17 protein-coding genes are annotated in these 17392 nt (G+C 70.9%); 7 read left to right on the plus strand and 10 right to left on the minus strand.

Annotation, left to right across the window (positions count from 1 at the left end):
- Window positions 1-71 precede the first annotated feature (71 nt).
- Window positions 72-1703 (plus strand): ATP-dependent DNA ligase, encoded by a 1632-nt coding sequence (locus ACVDFE_RS01760; RefSeq protein ID WP_458429342.1) that lies wholly within the window; start codon window positions 72-74, stop codon window positions 1701-1703.
- On the opposite strand, the gene ACVDFE_RS01765 is transcribed toward ACVDFE_RS01760, so the two are convergent.
- Genes ACVDFE_RS01765 through ACVDFE_RS01780 form a run of 4 tightly spaced genes read right to left on the minus strand, consistent with a single transcriptional unit; the run spans window position 1687 to window position 4963 of the window.
- Window positions 1687-2157 carry a hypothetical protein gene (locus ACVDFE_RS01765; RefSeq protein ID WP_458429343.1) on the minus strand — a complete coding sequence of 157 codons (471 nt, stop codon included), beginning with the start codon at window positions 2155-2157 and terminating at the stop codon, window positions 1687-1689. The two genes, ACVDFE_RS01760 and ACVDFE_RS01765, sit on opposite strands and share 17 nt — an antisense overlap.
- Window positions 2154-2360, minus strand: coding sequence for a hypothetical protein (locus ACVDFE_RS01770; protein WP_458429344.1), 207 nt, complete (start codon window positions 2358-2360; stop codon window positions 2154-2156). Before ACVDFE_RS01770 ends, ACVDFE_RS01765 begins: the two co-directional genes overlap by 4 nt.
- A gap of 13 nt (window positions 2361-2373) precedes the next feature.
- Complete coding sequence (locus ACVDFE_RS01775; protein ID WP_458429345.1) at window positions 2374-2928, minus strand: hypothetical protein; 555 nt, start codon at window positions 2926-2928, stop codon at window positions 2374-2376.
- 58 nt (window positions 2929-2986) lie between these two features.
- A complete protein-coding gene (locus ACVDFE_RS01780) occupies window positions 2987-4963 on the minus strand; it encodes a thioredoxin domain-containing protein (RefSeq protein ID WP_458429346.1) in 1977 nt (658 codons plus the stop codon).
- 55 nt (window positions 4964-5018) lie between these two features.
- Between ACVDFE_RS01780 and ACVDFE_RS01785 the strand changes: the two genes are divergently transcribed.
- Entirely contained in the window at window positions 5019-6356 is a 1338-nt protein-coding gene (locus tag ACVDFE_RS01785) for a 3' terminal RNA ribose 2'-O-methyltransferase Hen1 (RefSeq protein ID WP_458429347.1), read from the plus strand.
- Window positions 6356-8824 (plus strand): polynucleotide kinase-phosphatase, encoded by a 2469-nt coding sequence (locus ACVDFE_RS01790; RefSeq protein ID WP_458429348.1) that lies wholly within the window; start codon window positions 6356-6358, stop codon window positions 8822-8824. Before ACVDFE_RS01785 ends, ACVDFE_RS01790 begins: the two co-directional genes overlap by 1 nt.
- 48 nt (window positions 8825-8872) lie before the next feature.
- Here the strand turns inward: ACVDFE_RS01790 and ACVDFE_RS01795 are convergent, their stop codons facing one another.
- Together ACVDFE_RS01795 and mca are read right to left on the minus strand one after the other, a co-directional pair.
- Complete coding sequence (locus tag ACVDFE_RS01795; RefSeq protein WP_458429349.1) at window positions 8873-9121, minus strand: hypothetical protein; 249 nt, start codon at window positions 9119-9121, stop codon at window positions 8873-8875.
- Window positions 9122-9123: 2 nt separating this feature from the next.
- Window positions 9124-9993, minus strand: a complete 870-nt coding sequence (gene mca / locus ACVDFE_RS01800) for a mycothiol conjugate amidase Mca (protein ID WP_360386001.1) — start codon at window positions 9991-9993, stop codon at window positions 9124-9126.
- Between the two features lie 96 nt (window positions 9994-10089).
- Here mca and ACVDFE_RS01805 point away from each other — a divergent pair, with 96 nt between their 5' ends.
- Window positions 10090-10512, plus strand: a complete 423-nt coding sequence (locus ACVDFE_RS01805; RefSeq protein WP_360385999.1) for a DUF4307 domain-containing protein — start codon at window positions 10090-10092, stop codon at window positions 10510-10512.
- A 184-nt stretch (window positions 10513-10696) separates the two neighbouring features.
- A complete protein-coding gene (greA, locus tag ACVDFE_RS01810; RefSeq protein ID WP_360385997.1) occupies window positions 10697-11194 on the plus strand; it encodes a transcription elongation factor GreA in 498 nt (165 codons plus the stop codon).
- A gap of 24 nt (window positions 11195-11218) precedes the next feature.
- Here greA and ACVDFE_RS01815 read toward each other — a convergent pair whose 3' ends face one another.
- Window positions 11219-11728, minus strand: coding sequence for an Lrp/AsnC family transcriptional regulator (locus ACVDFE_RS01815; RefSeq protein ID WP_458429350.1), 510 nt, complete (start codon window positions 11726-11728; stop codon window positions 11219-11221).
- Window positions 11729-11802: 74 nt separating this feature from the next.
- On the opposite strand from ACVDFE_RS01815, the gene hppD reads away from it, so the two are divergent.
- The gene (hppD, locus tag ACVDFE_RS01820) at window positions 11803-12984 is read left to right on the plus strand and encodes a 4-hydroxyphenylpyruvate dioxygenase (RefSeq protein WP_458429351.1); all 1182 of its coding nucleotides are present in this window, start codon (window positions 11803-11805) and stop codon (window positions 12982-12984) included.
- Window positions 12985-13038: 54 nt separating this feature from the next.
- Window positions 13039-13287, plus strand: coding sequence for a hypothetical protein (locus tag ACVDFE_RS01825; RefSeq protein WP_360385992.1), 249 nt, complete (start codon window positions 13039-13041; stop codon window positions 13285-13287).
- Window positions 13288-13529: 242 nt separating this feature from the next.
- Here the strand turns inward: ACVDFE_RS01825 and ACVDFE_RS01830 are convergent, their stop codons facing one another.
- The 3 genes from ACVDFE_RS01830 to ACVDFE_RS01840 form a co-directional block, all read right to left on the minus strand.
- Complete coding sequence (locus ACVDFE_RS01830) at window positions 13530-14675, minus strand: cystathionine gamma-synthase (protein ID WP_458429352.1); 1146 nt, start codon at window positions 14673-14675, stop codon at window positions 13530-13532.
- Window positions 14676-14771: 96 nt separating this feature from the next.
- Window positions 14772-15851 (minus strand): RDD family protein, encoded by a 1080-nt coding sequence (locus ACVDFE_RS01835; protein WP_360385988.1) that lies wholly within the window; start codon window positions 15849-15851, stop codon window positions 14772-14774.
- An 88-nt stretch (window positions 15852-15939) separates the two neighbouring features.
- Window positions 15940-17310, minus strand: coding sequence for a cystathionine beta-synthase (locus tag ACVDFE_RS01840; protein ID WP_360385986.1), 1371 nt, complete (start codon window positions 17308-17310; stop codon window positions 15940-15942).
- Window positions 17311-17392 lie beyond the last annotated feature (82 nt).

Genomic DNA, 17392 nt, shown 5'->3' on the forward strand with positions numbered 1-17392 from the left:
TAGAACGAATGTCGGGCCCAGCCTAGTCCGGCCCTCGAGAAATTGTCAGTGCACGGGTGCACCATGAAACCGTGCACCTCTCCGAAGTAGTCGACACGTCGGCCGCGGTGGCCGCGACGCGGTCGCGCCTGGCCAAGGTCAAGGCGCTGGCCGCGGTGCTGCGCGCGGCGGTGGCCCCCGCGGACGCCGAGGACGTTGCAGGGGCCGGAGGCGCCGCTGGCACCGGGGACGCCGCAGGAGCCGAGGGCACCTTGGACGCCGAGAACGCCGCCGGCACCGCGGACACGGTGGTCGCCGTCGTGTCGTTCCTCATCGGCACGCCCCGGCAGGGCCGCATCGGCACCGGCTGGCGGACGGTCCTCGACCTGTCCGTGCCCCCGGCCGCGGAGCCGTCGCTGACCGTCGCCGAGGTCGACCTGACGCTGGGGGCCGTCGCCACGACGTCCGGCAAGGGGTCGGCGCAGCGGCGGGTCGACCTGCTGGTCGGGCTGTTCGGCCTGGCCACGGCCGCCGAGCAGGACTTCCTGCGCCGCCTGCTGACCGGTGAGCTGCGCCAGGGCGCGCTGGAGGGCGTGATGCTCGACGCCATCGCCTCGGCGGCGGACGTGCCGGGTGAGGCGGTCCGCAGGGCGTTCATGCTGTCCGGTCGCCTGCCGGAGACGGCCGTGGCGGCGTTGCGGGGCGGTGCCGGGGAGCTGGAGGCGTTCCGGCTGGAGGTCGGCCGGCCGCTGCGCCCGATGCTGGCCTCCCCCGCCGAGTCGCTCGACGCGGCGCTGACCGAGCTGGGCGGCTGCGTCGTGGAGCACAAGCTCGACGGGGCCCGCATCCAGGTGCACCGCTCCGGCGACGAGGTGCATGTCTACACCCGCACGTTGCGGGAGATCACCAAGACCGTGCCGGAGCTGGTCGAGCTCGTCCGCGGCCTGCCGTGCACCTCGGTCGTGCTGGACGGCGAAACGCTGGCGCTGACCGACGAGGGCCGCCCGCGCCCGTTCCAGGAGACGATGAGCCGCTTCGGCGCGCAGGACGAACGCGAGCTGCTGCTGCACCCGTACTTCTTCGACTGCCTGCACCTCGACGGGGAGGACCTGCTCGACGAACCGCTGCGCGACCGCCTCGCCGCCCTGCGCTCGGTCGCGGGTGAGCACGTCATCCCCGGCGTCCTCGACCCGTCACCGGAGGAGGCAGGCGCGGTGGTGGCGGCGTCGCTGGGCGCTGGCCACGAGGGTGTGATGGTGAAGTCGCTGTCCTCGGTCTACGCGGCGGGCCGGCGCGGCCGCTCCTGGCAGAAGGTGAAGCCGGTCCACACCCTCGACCTCGTGGTCCTGGGCGTCGAGTGGGGCTCCGGGCGCCGCCGCGGCTGGCTGTCGAACCTCCACCTCGGCGCCCGCGACCCGGACGGCGGCCCGCCGATCATGGTCGGCAAGACCTTCAAGGGCCTCACCGACGAGCTGCTGACCTGGCAGACGAAGGCTCTGCAGGAGATCGCGGTCTTCGAGGACGAGTGGGTCGTGATGGTCCGCCCGGAGCTCGTGATCGAGATCGAGCTGGACGGCGTGCAGGTCTCGTCGCGCTACCCCGGCGGCGTGGCCCTGCGCTTCGCCCGCGTGGTCCGCTACCGCCCGGACAAGGACCCGTCCGAGGCCACGACGATCGAGGAGGTGCGTGCCCTCCTGCCGACGGCGCTCAGCACCGGCCCGTGACGACCGCGATCTGCGTGGCGAGCGCGAGCAGCTGCCGCAGCTCGTCGTAGCGCTGGTAGTCGTGCGTGCCGGCGGCGGCGAAGCGCTCCTCCAACCCGGCGTGCACCTGGTCGAACATGGCGAGCTGCACCGCCGTGAGCCGGCCACGCCGCACCAGCGCGGCGGCGAGGCAGTGCAGGTCGACGTCGGCGATGGCGCCCTTCGAGTACCGGAACCAGACGGCGTGCAACGCCGCTTCCCGCCGTGCGCCGTGCCAGTGCGACGGCCGGTTGGGGTTGGGCGCGGCTGGGTGCGGCACCCGCAGACCGAGCCGCTTGGCCCGCCGCCGCAGCACGGCGTAGGCGCGGACCTCGGCCTGCCACGCGTCCCGGCCGGCCGTGAGCACCTCCACCGCCAGCGGCAACGCCGCCGGGTCGGAGGCGAAGTCACCGGCCACGGCCTCCAGGAAGCTCATCGACGCGCGAACCCGATGGGGTGGTAGCGCTCGACGCAGCCCTTCAGGCCGTTGACCCGCTGGTTCAGCGGCAGCGAGACGTCGAGCGCCTTCCTGGCCGACCGGGCGCAGCTCACGCCGCAGGGCAACCGGACGGCGGCACCGAGCCGGGATGCGGCAGCGGCTCCCCCCGCGGGCGGAAGTCGCGGGGGGAGCCGGTCCACGCCGCCCTGGACCTCAGGTCAGGTCCGGGCCCTGCTCCCGCAGGTCGTCCACCTTCGACATCGCGTCCCGCAGCTCGGCCAGCCACGCGTCCGCGTGCTCCCCGACCAGCCGCACGGCCCACGCCAGCGCGTCGGCCCGTGACCGCGCCACACCGGCGGCCACCAGGGTGTCGAGCACCTGGCGCTCCGGCTGGCGCAGGCGCGTCATCACCGGCACGGCCAGGTGCGTGAAGAGCTCGCGGGTGCCGCCCTGCACGGCGCCCCACGCCACCTTGCGGCCGTAGCGGTGCTCGGCCTGGCGGGCGATCTCGATGCGTTCGTCGCGGGTCTGCTCGCGCCACCGGGAGATGCGGCCCGACTCGGCCGCCGCGCGGGAGGCGTCGTCGAACTCGCCCTCCAGGTCGGGCAGCGTGCCGACGACGGTGATCTCCTCGCGGTCGACGACGACCTCGGGGGTGCCGGTGAACCAGCCGTCCGGCAGCCGGCCTGCGAACCAGGCCGCCGCGTCTTCGGCCGGTGGCAGGTCGGCCTGCTGCCAGCCTCCTCGTCCGCGCCATCCACGTCCCATTTCCACCACACCCTTGATTACATGATTACCTCGTTACCGACGTTACGCCTGCAATCAGTCAGAGGGTGTTCGCCGACAGTGAAGTGACCAGCGCGTCCACCGACACCACCGGCCGGTCGCACACGTAACCGCGGCACACGTACGCGGCGGGCGCTTCGTCCACCAGCGGACGGTCTTCCAGCAACGGCGCCGAGCCGGGTTCACCGGCCACCACGACCCCACCGCCGGGCACGTGGGCCACCGCCGTCGCGAACAGCTCGACCAGGCGCGGATCGTCGACCGCCCCCACCACGGCGACCTGCACCGGGCCCGCCACCAGCGCCTCGGCGACGGTGAGCCAGTGACCCGCGAACCGCGGGGCGCGTGCGGCCAGCAGACCCGCGCGGGTCACCGCCGCAGCGGCGGCCTCGGCGTAGTGGGCCGACCGGCCCGCGCCGACCAGCAGGGACGCGGTCAGCAACGCCGAGGCCAGCGACGAGGCACCGGAGGGCGAGGCGTTGTCGGTCGAGTCGGCCGGGCGGCGCACCAGCGCCTCGGCGTCGTCCGCGGTGTCGAAGTAGGCCCCTGCGGTGCCGGGGACGGCGAAGCGCGCCAGTGCCGTGTCCAGCAGGCCGCACGCCGTGTCGAGCCACCGCACCGACCCGGTGACCTGGTGCAGCGCGAGCAGGCCGTCCGCCAGGCACCCGTAGTCCTCCAGCACACCCGCGGACGGGCCGGCGACACCGTCGCGCGAGGTCCGCAGCAGCCGTCCCTCGACCAGGTGCACGCCGGTCAGCGTCGTGGCCGCCGTCGTCGCCGCGAGCACCCAGGACGTCTCGCCGAAGAACGCGCCCGCCTCGGCCAGCGCCGCGATCGCCATGCCGTTCCAGGCCGCGACCACCTTGTCGTCGCGGCCGGGCTGCGGGCGCTCGGCACGCCGCGCGAGCAACGCCGCCCGCACGTCCTCCCCCGGCTCGGACACGAACCGCAGCGTGGACCAGCCGTCCTCGAAGTTCGGCTCCTCGGTGACGCCGAAGGCCTCCGCCGCCGCACCCAGCTCGTCGTACGACCACACGTAGGTCAGGCCCTCGACGCCCTCGGTGTCCGCGTCCAGCGACGCCGCGAAGCCGCCCTCGTCCGTGCGCAGCTCGCGCAGCAAGAACCCGGCCGTGTCACGCGCGACCCGCTCATAGCGCGAAGAACCCGTGACACGCGTGAGGTGCGTGTAGAAGCGGAGCAGCAAAGCGTTGTCGTACAACATCTTCTCGAAGTGCGGCACGACCCAGGACGCGTCGACGCTGTATCGGGCGAACCCACCGCCGAGCTGGTCGTACATGCCGCCGTCGGCCATCGCGTCGGCCGTGACGGTCGCCATCGACAGCGCCTGCACCGAGCCCGTGCGTTCGTGGTGGCGCAGCAGGAACTCCACCACCATCGACGGCGGGAACTTCGGTGCGCCGCCGAAGCCGCCGTTGCGCCGGTCGAACTCGCCCAGCAACGACACCACCGCACCGCCCAGCACCTCGGCGTCCACAGTGGACGGCGGCAGCGGCGTGGCGCGGCGCGAGATCTCCTCCACCACGGCCGAGGCGGACGCCAGCACCTCGTCACCCTGCGTCGTCCACGCCGAGGAGACCGCCTCGACCAGCTGCCGGAACGACGGCATGCCGGGCCGCGGCGACGGCGGGTAGTAGGTGCCCGCGTGGAACGGCTTGGCGTCGGGGGTGAGGAACACGGTCATCGGCCAGCCGCCGTGGCCGGTCATGGCCTGCGTGACCTCCATGTACACCGCGTCGACGTCCGGGCGTTCCTCGCGGTCGACCTTCACCGCCACGAAGTGCTCGTTCACGTACGCGGCGATGCCGGCGTCCTCGAACGACTCGTGCGCCATGACGTGGCACCAGTGGCAGGCCGCGTACCCGACGGAGAGCAGCACCGGGACGTCGCGCCGCCGGGCCTCCTCGAACGCCTCGGGGCACCACGGCCACCAGTCGACCGGGTTGTCCGCGTGCTGCAGCAGGTAGGGGCTGGTCGCGTCCGCTAGCCGGTTCGTCATGCGAACAACACTAAATGAGCAGCGGAAACGGCGACTCTCGATCAGACTCGACCGGGTGTTGCTCACCATGACCACCACCCACCGGCCGGCGACCGACCTCGGTCACCTGCTGCACAAGCACCCGGACCGGGCCCAGTCGTTCACGACGAGCTCGGGTGTCGCGCACGTCTTCTACCCGAAGGCGACGCACGAGGAGTGCACGGTCGCCCTCCTGCTGGAGGTCGACCCGGTCGCGCTGGTGCGAGGTCCCGGCAGCACGCTCACCCAGTACGTCAACGACCGCCCGTACGCGGCCGGGTCGTTGCTCACGGTCGCGCTCGGCAGCGTGTTCCGCACCGCCATGAACGGCCGCAGCGACAGCTACCCGGAGCTGGCGCGCACGCCGATCCCGCTGGTGGTCCGCATTCCCGCGCTGCCGCACCGGCTCGCCGACCGGCTGTTCACGCCGCTGGGCTGGACCGTCGAGGTCGACGAGCACGGCGACTCCCGCTACGGCGACGTCACGCTGACCGGCACGGTCAAGCTCAGCGACGCGCTCCGGCACCTGTACGTGCTGCTGCCCGTGCTCGACGGCGGCAAGCACTACTGGGTCGCCGCCGACGAGGTCGACAAGCTGCTCAAGGCCGGTGACGGCTGGCTGGCGCAGCACCCGGACAAGGAGCTGATCACCACTCGCTACCTGGCGCGCAAGCGGCCGCTGGTGCTGTCGGCGCTGGAACGGCTCGCCGAGGTCGACGAGGTCGAGCCGGAGGAGCTGGACAACGCGCTGGCCGAACCGGAGGTCTCGCTCGCCGCGCAGCGCAAGGTGGCCGTGGTCGAGGCGCTCAAGCAGGCGCGGGCCAAGCGCGTGCTCGACCTCGGCTGCGGCGGGGGCGCACTGCTGCGGGTGCTCGTCGACGAACCCGAGTTCACCGAGCTGCACGGCGTCGACGTGTCCGCGAAGGCGCTGCAGGAGGCCGCGCGCAAGCTGAAGCTCGACCGCGTGAACGACCGGGCGCGCGAGCGGATCACGCTGCGGCAGTCGGCTCTGACCTACGCGGACCCCGAGCTCGCCGGGTACGACGCGGCGGTGCTGATGGAGGTCGTCGAGCACGTCGACCCGTCGCGGCTGCCCGCGCTGGAGCACTCGGTGTTCGTGGTCGCGCGCCCGGCGACGGTCCTCGTGACCACGCCGAACGTGGAGTACAACCCGCTCTTCGACACGTTGCCGGAGGGCCGGTTGCGGCACTCCGACCACCGTTTCGAGTGGACTCGCGCGGAGTTCCGGGAGTGGGCGGGAGGTGTGGCCGCACGACGCGGTTACACCGTGCGACATGTGCCGATCGGGCCGGAGGACGCCGAACGTGGCGCACCGACCCAGATGGCCGTGTTCAGCCTGGGGGCGGAGAACTGATGGAACTGAAGATCCCGGACCTGTGCCTGGTGGTGCTGGTGGGCGCCTCCGGCTCGGGCAAGTCCACGTTCGCGCGCAGGCACTTCCTGCCCACGCAGGTGCTGTCCAGCGACTACTTCCGCGGGCTCGTCTCCGACGACGAGAACGACCAGTCGGCGTCCGCGGCGGCGTTCGACGTGCTGCACCACGTCGCGGCGAAGCGGCTGGAAGCCGGCAAGGTCACCGTGGTCGACGCGACCAACGTGCAGGCGCCCGACCGCGCGAAGCTGGTCGAGGTCGCGAAGCGCGCGAACGTGCTGCCGGTGGCGATCGTGCTGGACACGCCGGCCGACGTCTGCCTGCGGCGCAACGCATCGCGGCCGGACCGCGACTTCGGCGCGCACGTCGTGAAGCGGCACCGGGCCGCGTTGCACCGGTCGTTGAAGCATCTGGGCAAGGAGGGCTTCAAGCGCGTGCACGTGCTGCGCTCGGAGTCCGATGTGGACAACGCGACCGTCGTGTACGAGAAGCTGCTCAACGACCTGCGGCACGAGACCGGCCCGTTCGACGTGATCGGTGACGTGCACGGCTGCCGCGCCGAGCTGGAGGAGCTGCTCACCGAGTTGGGCTACGCGCTGGTCCGCGACGAGGAGGGGCGCGCGGTCGACGCGCTGCCGCCGGGTGACCGCAGGGCCGTGTTCGTCGGCGACCTGGTCGACCGCGGCCCGGACACGCCCGGTGTGCTGCGGCTCGTCATGGGCATGGTCGCGAACGGCCACGCGCTGAGCGTGCGCGGGAACCACGAGGAGAAGCTGGTCCGCGCGTTGCGCGGGCACAAGGTGACGGTCCGGCACGGGCTGGAGAAGTCGCTGGAGCAGCTCGCGCACGAGCCGGAGGAGTTCCGCCTGGCTGCGCAGAAGTTCTGCGACGGGCTGATCGCGCACTACGTGCTGGACGACGGCAAGCTCGTCGTGGCGCACGCGGGCCTGCCCGAGCGCTACCACGGCCGTGCGTCGGTGAAGGTGCGCAGCTTCGCGCTCTACGGCGACACGACCGGCGAGACCGACGAGTACGGCCTGCCCGTGCGGCTGCCGTGGGCGAACGACTACCGCGGCTCCGCGATGGTGCTGTACGGGCACGTGCTGGTGCCCGAGGCCGAGTGGGTCAACAACACCATGTGCCTGGAGACGGGCGTGGTGTTCGGCGGGAAGCTGACCGCGTTGCGCTACCCGGAGAAGGAGCTCGTCTCCGTCAAGGCGCACCAGGTCTGGTACGAGAACGACCGGCCGTTCCCGCCACCGGTCGCCGAGCGCACGCCGGACGTGCTGTCGCTGACCGACGTCACCGGCCTGCGCCGGATCGAGACGTCGGTGATGGGCGCGGTGACGGTGCGCGCGGAGCAGTCGGCCTCGGCGCTGGAGGTGATGAGCCGGTTCGCGATCGACCCGCACGACCTGCTGTACCTGCCGCCGACGATGGCGCCCACGGCGACCTCGCGGCGCGAGGACGTGCTGGAGCACCCCTCCGACGCGTTCGCCGAGTACCGCGCGGCCGGTGTCGCGCAGGTCATCTGCGAGGAGAAGCACATGGGCTCCCGCGCGGTGCTGCTGGTGCGCGAGGAGGGCGGGGCGGTGTACACGCGCACCGGCCGCGCGTTCTTCGACGGCGCGTTGGGCGAGGAACTGCTCGACCGGGTGCGGGAGGCCGTCCGGCCGCTGTTCGCCGAGCTCGCCACCGACTGGCTGCTCCTCGACGCCGAGCTGCTGCCGTGGAACGTCAAGGCCTCCGGCCTGATCCGCGAGCAGTACGCGGCGGTCGGCGCGGCGGCCGGTGGCGCGCTGCCGGTGGCGGTTGAGGCGTTGTCGGCTGCGGCGGCCCGTGGTGTGGACGTGTCGGACCTGCTGGCGCGTACTTCGCGTCGTGCCGCGAACGCCGTTGCGTACCAGGAGGCCTACTCGCGCTACTGCTGGCCCACGAACGGTCTGGAGGGCGTGCGGATCGCACCGTTCCAGCTGCTGGCGGCGGCCGGGCAGACGTTCCACGACCGCTCGCACCTGTGGCACCTGGAGAAGCTGGGTGCGCTGGAGGGTCCGCTGTGGCAGCAGACGCGGCACCTCGTGGTCGACGTCACCGACGAGTCCTCGGTGGCGCGCGGGGTCGGGTGGTGGGAGTCGCTGACGGCGGACGGCGGTGAGGGGATGGTCGTCAAGCCGCTGGCGAACCTGACCCGGCGGGCACAGCCGGGCGTGAAGGTGCGCGGGCGCGAGTACCTGCGGATCATCTACGGCCCCGACTACACCGAGCCGGCGAACCTGGCCCGTCTGCGCAAGCGCAGCCTCGGCCGCAAGCGCGGGCTGGCGTTGCGCGAGTACGCACTGGGCATCGAGGCACTGGAACGGGTCGCACGCGGCGAGCCGTTGTGGCGCGTGCACGAATGCGTGTTCGGCGTGCTGGCGCTGGAGTCGGAACCGGTGGACCCGCGCCTGTGACGGCCGGGCCGCACGCCTGCCTCCTGGCGGGCGTGCGCCGGAACCCGGTCAGTCCTTCTTCGGCGCCTTCGCCGGCTCCGCGGTCTCCGCCGGCTCGTCGAACGACGCGGGCAGCTTCCTCAGGTGCTTGTTCATCGAGCGCACCAGGAAGAACACGGCGACGAAGAACAGGATGAGCAGGACGAGGCCGACCGGGGAGGACTTGCCGAAGTCCTCCCCCTGGCCGCCCTTGTCGTCGTTCGTGTTCGACGGCTGCTGAACAGCGACGATCGCAACCGTGTCGGTCCAGGGGTTCACCCCTAGACCTTAACTCCGGCGAACAGGTCGTCTTCGGGCAGCGTCGAGTCGACCTGCGAGCGCACGAGCTCGTACTCCTCGGTGGGCCACACCTCGACCTGGATGTCCATCGGGATGGCGAACCAGCGGCTGGTCGGGTCGATCTGGGTGGCGTGGGCCTTGAGGGCCTCGTCACGGACGTCGAAGTACTCGGAGCACTGGACGCGGGTGGTGACGCGGTCCATCACGTCGGGACGGGCGGCGTCCCAGTTCGCGAGCCACTCGGTGTAGGGCGACTCCAGGCCGCGGGCCTCCAGCGCCTCGTGGAACGCCACCAGCTTCGCGCGGGAGAACCCGTGCGAGTAGTAGACCTTCACCGTGTCCCACGCGCCGCCGAGCTCCGGCTTGTACGAGGCGTCGGCGGCCGCGTCGATCGCGGCCATCGAGATCTCGTGCGTGCGGATGTGGTCGGGGTGCGGGTAGCCGCCGTTCTCGTCGTAGGTGACGATCACGTGCGGGCGGAAGTCGCGGATCGCCTCGACCAGCGACGGGACCGACTCCTCCAGCGGGACGAGGGCGAAGCAGCCCTCGGGCAGCGGCGGCTTCGGGTCGCCCTCGGGCAGGCCGGAGTCCTTGAAGCCCAGCCAGCGGTGCTGGATGCCGAGGATCTTGGCCGCGTTGGCCATCTCCTCGCGGCGGACCTCGATGATGTTCTCGAGCACGTCCGGCTTGTCCATCGCCGGGTTCAGAATGCTGCCCGCACCACCGTCGGTGCAGGTCACAACCATGACGTCGTGCCCTTCCGCGATGTAGCGGGCCATCGTGGCCGCGCCCTTGCTCGACTCGTCGTCGGGATGTGCGTGCACTGCCATAAGGCGCAGCTTGTCGGCCATGACCCCCGTGGTCCTCCTGTGTGAACGGTCCTGCGACACTCAACAACTGAACGTCGAGCACCATTGTTCCCCAGAGGCTTGAGGAGGCGCGGGATAGTGGCACAGCGCGCTCTCCCCGAGGGGCGGTACGGCAAGAGCAGCCGCGCGGCGATGCCCAGGCTCGCGCGGTGGGCGTTACTCGCCGTAGCCGTGGTGGTCGGTGCGGTCGTCGCGTTCGTCGGTTACCGAAATCTCGGCACAAAACCGATCGAGGCCGAACAGACGGCGTTCCAGATCCTCGACAGCGAGCGGGTGCAGGTCACTTTCCAGGTTTCCCGAGACCAACCGGAGCGACCGGCCGTCTGCATCATTCGGGCCCGGTCCAAGGACGGGGACGAAGCGGGTCGGCGTGAAGTTCTGATCCCGCCGGGGAATTCGACCGTTGTCGAGACAACTGTTGTTCGCGGTTCGAAGCCGCCGGTCACCGGCGAAGTGTTCGGCTGCTCCTACCAGGTTCCCGCCTACTTGTCCACGACCTAGCGGCCAAGCGGGTGATCTGCGGTTTAAGCGGCGAGATGAGGAACAAATCGCCGTCGCTGAACGTTGTCTCCGTGTTACTATTGCAGCTCAAGCACGGCCCCGGCGCGGGCCGTGTTTTTCCGTTCCGGGCTGGCGGCCCGGGAACTATCTGGCACACACGCGTGCGCCGGAGCAAGACGAGGAGTTGGTGACCGTGAGCGACACCCAGGTGACCTGGCTGACCCAGGAGGCCTACGACCGGCTCAAGGCTGAGCTGGACGAACTGATCGCGTACCGCCCGGTCATGGCTGCCGAGATCAACGCTCGTCGCGAAGAGGGCGACCTCCGCGAGAACGGCGGCTACCACGCGGCTCGCGAGGAGCAGGGCAAGCAGGAGGCGCGCATCCGCCAGCTGCACGAGCTGCTCCAGGCCGCGAAGGTCGGCGAAGCTCCCACCACGAAGGGTGTCGCGGCACCGGGCACGGTGCTCACGATCCGCTACGAGGGCGACGACGAGACCGAGACCTTCCTGCTGGCGACGCGGGAAGAGGGCGCGCACGGCGAGATGGAGGTCTACTCCCCGTCCTCACCGCTGGGCAAGGCGCTGAACGGCTCGAAGGACGGCGAGACCGTCGAGTACGAGCTGCCCAACGGCAAGCTCCAGAAGGTCACGCTGATCTCCGCGGTGCCGTACTCGGGCTGATCACACGACGTTGCGGAGGGGCGGTCACTGCGGTGACCGCCCCTTCACGCGTTCCAGGAGCGGTCGCACCCGCGGCGGCACCGGCGTGGAGAGCGCGATGGAGGTCGACAGCCTGCGCACGTGCGGCACGTCGACGATGTGGTCGACCACGCGCTGCAGGTCCGCGTTGGACCGCGCGACCATCCGCACGAAGAGGTCGCCCTGCCCGGTCGTGGCGTGCACCTCGCACACCTCGCTGATCGCGGCCAGGCCCTCGCACACCTCCTGCCGGCGGCCCTGCGCGATCTCGACCGTCGCGAACGCGGTCAGCCCGTAGCCCATCGCCCCCAGGTCCAGCGCGGGTGGGAACCCGGTGAGCACACCGCGGCCGGTCAGCCGGTCCAGCCGGGCCTGCACGGTGCCACGTGCGACACCGAGCCTGCGGGAGCATTCGAGGACGCCCAGCCGCGGCTCGTCGGTGAGGAGCAGCAGCAGCCGTGCGTCCAGTTCGTCGACTGTCTGGTCAGAGTGCTCACTCTGCTGGTCTTCGGCCACGCATCACTGTACAAAATGCGCAGGAAAATTGAAGACTGTTGCTCACCCTGTCGGGTCATCTCATGCTGATGAGCATGACGCAGCAGCTTGACGACGTGAGCTACGACCAGCTCCGGCAGCTCGTGGGGTTGGTCGACTACGACGCGACCAAGGACCCCTTCCCCGTGCGCGCCATGGACGCCGTGGTGTTCGTCGCGGGCAACGCCACGCAGACCGCGTGGCTGTACCAGGTGGCGTTCGGCATGGAGCTCGTGGCCTACGCGGGCCCCGAGACCGGCCAGCGCACGCACAAGTCGTTCGTGCTGAAGTCGGGCTCGGCCCGCTTCGTGATCCACGGCGGCGTGCAGCCCGGTTCCCCGCTGCTCGACCACCACCGCAAGCACGGCGACGGCGTCGTCGACCTGGCGCTGGAGGTCGGCGACGTCGACCAGTGCATCGAGCACGCCCGCGCGCAGGGCGCGACCGTCCTGGAGGAGCCGCACGACGTCTCCGACGAGCACGGCACCGTCCGCCTCGCGGCCATCGCCACCTACGGCGAGACCCGCCACACCCTGGTGGACCGCTCGAAGTACACCGGCCCCTACCTGCCCGGTTACGTGGCCAAGACGTCGACCGTGAAGCGGCCGGAGGGTGCGCCGAAGCGCCTGTTCCAGGCCGTCGACCACTGCGTCGGCAACGTCGAGCTCGGCAAGATGGACTACTGGGTCGAGTGGTACAACCGCGTCATGGGCTTCGTGAACATGGCGGAGTTCATCGGCGACGACATCGCCACCGACTACTCGGCGCTGATGTCCAAGGTCGTCTCCAACGGCAACCACCGCGTCAAGTTCCCGCTGAACGAGCCGGCGGTCGCGAAGAAGAAGTCGCAGATCGACGAGTACCTCGAGTTCTACGAGGGCGCGGGCGTCCAGCACATCGCCTTGGCCACCAACGACATCATCAAGACCGTCACCGCCATGCGCGAGGCGGGCGTGGAGTTCCTGGAGACCCCGGACTCCTACTACGACGACCCCGAGCTGCGCGCCCGCATCGGCGAGGTCCGCGTGCCGATCGAGGTCCTCAAGGAGCACCGCATCCTGGTCGACCGCGACGAGGACGGCTACCTGCTGCAGATCTTCACCAAGCCGATCGGCGACCGCCCCACCGTGTTCTACGAGCTGATCGAACGGCACGGCTCGCTGGGCTTCGGCAAGGGCAACTTCAAGGCGTTGTTCGAGGCCATCGAGCGGGAACAGGAGCGCCGCGGCAACCTCTGATGCGCGTTCCCCGGTAGGCTGCCTTACGGGGGACTCACATCGTGGGGAGGTGGCATGGCACTCGTACGACGCGTGGCCGCGGTGATTCCGCTGGTCGGAGCCGTGACCACGGCTGCGGCGCTGACCGGCGCGGCGTTCCTGACCGTGGCCCACGCGGGTTGCGACGAGGCCGGCCGCTTCGTCCGCACCGGCGAGTCGATCGAGTTCGTCGGCGGCTGCGTCAACGGCGCCGACCTACCGGCGGCGCCCACAGCCGACACCGCGGACAACGTGGACAGGTTCGGCGGCTCGAAGAAGCCGTAGTAGCGCTGAGGGCGTCTGCAAGTACCACCAACTCCACGTTGGCCGTACTTGCAGACGCCCTCTCCCCGTTGCTCGGAGTGCACGCGGGGCCCTTTCGTGCACCAGGAGCGCACGCGGGGAGCTTTCGTACTCCTGGTGTACGCGGGGAACTTTCGTGCTCCTGGAAGTGCACGCGGGGAGCTTTCGTGCACCAGGAGCGCACGAAAGGGCCCCGCGTGCGGTGGGGCAGCAGAGGGCAGGGGTTAGCCGAGGGCGGCCAGCAGGTCGGAGACCAGGTCGTCGCCCGACTCGATGCCCACCGAGACGCGGACCAGGTCGGCGGGGACCTCCAGCATCGAGCCCGCGGTCGAGGCGTGCGTCATCTTGCCGGGGTGCTCGATCAGCGACTCGACGCCGCCGAGCGACTCGGCCAAAGTGAAGAGCTCGGTGCGCGCGCAGACCGCGAGCGCCGCTTCCTCGCCGCCCTCGACGAGGAACGAGATCATGCCGCCGAAGCGACGCATCTGCTTGGCCGCCACCGCGTGGCCGGGGTGCGACTCCAGACCGGGGTAGATGACCTTCTTCACGCGCGGGTGGCGGGTGAGGGCCTCGGCGACCAGCTCGGCGTTGTCGGAGTGCTTCTCCATGCGCAGCTCGAGCGTCTTGAGGCCGCGCAGGGTCAGGTAGGCGTCGAACGGGCCGGGGACCGCGCCCGCGCCGTTCTGCAGGAAGCCGAACGCCGCGTCGGTCTCCTCGTCGGAGGTGACGAGGGCGCCGCCGACGACGTCGGAGTGGCCGCCGACGTACTTGGTGGTGGAGTGCAGCACCACGTCGGCGCCGAGCTCCAGCGGGGTCTGCAGGGCCGGGGACGCGAAGGTGTTGTCCACCACCAGCTTGGCGCCCGCGGAGTGGGCGACCTCGGCGATCGCGGCGATGTCGCCGATGTTCAGCAGCGGGTTGGTCGGCGTCTCGATCCACACGAGCTTCGTGGCCGGCGTGATGGCGGCGCGGATCGCGTCGACGTCGGAGACCGGGGCCGGCGAGTGGGTGACGCCCCACTGCGAGAAGACCTTGTCGATCAAGCGGAACGTGCCGCCGTAGGCGTCGTTCGGGATGACGATGTGGTCGCCGGGCTTGAGGAACGCGCGCAGGGCCGTGTCGGTGGCACCCATGCCCGACGAGAACGCACGGCCGAAGCGGCCGCGTTCCAGGGAGGCGAGGGCGGTCTCCAGTGCGCGGCGGGTCGGGTTGCCGGTGCGCGAGTACTCGAAGCCCTGGCGCAGCCCACCGACGCCGTCCTGGGCGTACGTCGACGTCGCGTAGATGGGCACGTTCACCGCACCCGTGGTCGGGTCCGGGTCCTGACCGGCGTGGATCGCCCTGGTCGCGAAGCCGTATGGGGTGCTCATGTCCGCAGGGTACTCACCCGTCCGGCCGCCGACCGGCAGGAGTGCGGAACAGAACAGCCCCCGGTCACGGGGACCGGGGGCTGTTCTGGTGAGGTCTTACCAACCCTGCTGCTGGCCGTAGCCCTGCTGCGGCGGCTGGCCGTAGCCACCCTGCTGCGGGTAGCCGCCGGTGCCCGGCTGCTGGAAGCCGCCGGTGCCACCGCCGTACGGCGAGGCCGTCTCCGGGGCGTTGATCACGATGGTCTTCATGATCTTGTCGGCCCAGGTCTGGTTCTTCGGCTCCCACAACGGGGCCAGGAAGCCCGCGTTGCACGGCAGCGAGTCGACGACGTGGCACAGCTGGCGCACGAAGGTGGTGCCGGCGCCGAGCGGCTGCAGCGTCTCCTCGGAGACGAGCTTGATCTTGGCGATCTTCTTGCCGATCGTCTGGCCGGTCGCGCCCTGCCTGATGATCAGGTTCCAGATGTAGAACCCGAACAGCGCCAGGTAGAGCACGATGCCGATGATCGCGAAGATCCACGCGGCGTCGGGGCCGATGCCCGCGCCGACGAGGCCCAGCACGAACGCGACGAGCCACACCACGACGACCGGCGCCGCGACGTCGATCAGGTAGCCCACGAACCGCGAACCCCACTCGGCGTAACCGGTGGGAGGCGGCGGCGGGAAGCCGGGAGCGCCGCCGTAGGAGGGCTGGCCGTAGGGCTGCTGCTGCGGCTGACCGTACGGCGAGCTCTGCGGAGCGCCGTAGGGCTGCTGCTGGTGCTGCTGCGGCTGGCCGTACGGGCTCGACTGCGCGGGCTGGCCGTACGGGTTGGACTGCACGGGTTGCCCGTACGGGTTCGACTGCGGAGCGCCGTAGGCGGGCGGCTGCGGAGCACCGTACGGGGGCGGCTGCTGGGCGGGGAACCCGCCGGAGCCGGGACCCTGTGCCGGGAAACCGCCGGAGCCGGGAGCGCCGGCCGGGGGCACCTGCCCCGGGCTGACGACCTGGGTGGCGTCCGCGTTCTGCTGCGGCGCGGCAGGCGTCTGACCAGGCGAGACGACCTGCGTGGCGTCCGGGTTGTGGGACGCCTGCGGCTGCCCACCTCCTGGGACGACCTGCGTGGCGTCCGCGTTTGGCTGCTCGTGCTGCGGCTGACCGCCGAACGGATTTCCTGGCGGCTGCGGAGCGTTCATCCGGTTTCCAACCCCCTTGGCTGGGCCGTGTGTGTATGAGTCTGGTTGATCTGGGGCGTCACGCTATCGGACGTACGGCCTTCTACGTTCAGCGACCAGCCAAGAAACCGAGAATGTCCTGCCTCGTCACGACACCGGCGGGCTTCCCGTCCTCCAGCACCAGCGCGCCGTCGGCGTGGGTCATGGCGTTCATGGCCACACTCACCGGCTCACCGGCGCCCAGCGTGGGCAGCGGTGCGCCCATGTGCTTGTCGAGGCGGTCGGCCAGCTGGGCCTTGCCGGTGAACAGCGCGTCGAGCAGGTCGCGCTCGTTGACCGCGCCGGCGACCTCGGCCGCCATGACCGGCGGTTCGGCGTTCACGACGGGCATCTGCGAGACGCCGAACTCGCGCAGGATCGCCACCGCGTCGCCGACGGTCTCGTTCGGGTGCGCGTGCACCAGGTCGGGCAGCTGGCCGCCCTTGCGGCGCAGCACGTCGCCGACGGTCGCGCCGGTCGAGTCGGGCGGCAGGAAGCCGTAGGAGGCCATCCAGCGGTCGTTGAAGACCTTCGACAGGTAGCCGCGGCCGCCGTCGGGCAGCAGCACGACCACGACGGCGTCCTCGGGCAGGTCCCGCGCGATGCGCAGCGCCGCGGCGGCGGCCATGCCGCAGGAGCCGCCGACGAGCAGGCCCTCCTCGCGGGCCAGGCGCCGAGTGACGTCGAACGAGTCCGCGTCGGAGACCTCGACGATCTGGTCGCAGACGGTCTTGTCGTAGGTCTCCGGCCAGAAGTCCTCGCCGACGCCCTCGACGAGGTACGGCCGGCCGGTGCCGCCGGAGTAGACCGAGCCCTCCGGGTCCGCGCCGATGATCTTCACCGCGCCGTCCGAGACCTCCTTGAGGTAACGGCCGGTGCCGGAGATCGTGCCGCCGGTGCCGACGCCCGCGACGAAGTGCGTGATCTTGCCCGCCGTCTGGCGCCACACCTCGGGGCCGGTCTGGTGGTAGTGGCTCGCCGGGTTCTCCGGGTTCGCGTACTGGTTGGGCTTCCACGCGCCGGGGATCTCGCGGACCAGCCGGTCGGAGACGTTGTAGTACGAGTCCGGGTGCTCGGGCGCGACGGCGGTCGGGCACACCACGACCTCGGCACCGTAGGCCTTGAGGACGTTGCGCTTGTCCTCGCTGACCTTGTCGGGGCACACGAACACGCACTTGTAACCCTTGCGCTGGGCGACCAGCGCGAGGCCGACACCGGTGTTGCCCGAGGTGGGCTCCACGATCGTGCCGCCGGGCTGCAGCTCGCCGGACTTCTCGGCCGCCTCCACCATGCGCAGCGCGATGCGGTCCTTCACGCTGCCGCCCGGGTTCAGGTACTCGACCTTGGCCAGGACGGTCGCCTTGATGCCCGAGGTCAGGGAGTTGAGCTTGACCAGCGGCGTGTTGCCCACCAGGTCGACGACGTGCTCGACGTACTCCACCGCTGTACTCCCCACTCCCACTCTCCGAGATAGCGCACGAAGCGTAGCTCTAGTGGCAGCGGAGGTTGATTCGAACGGTGAT

The organism is Lentzea chajnantorensis (assembly GCF_054300775.1).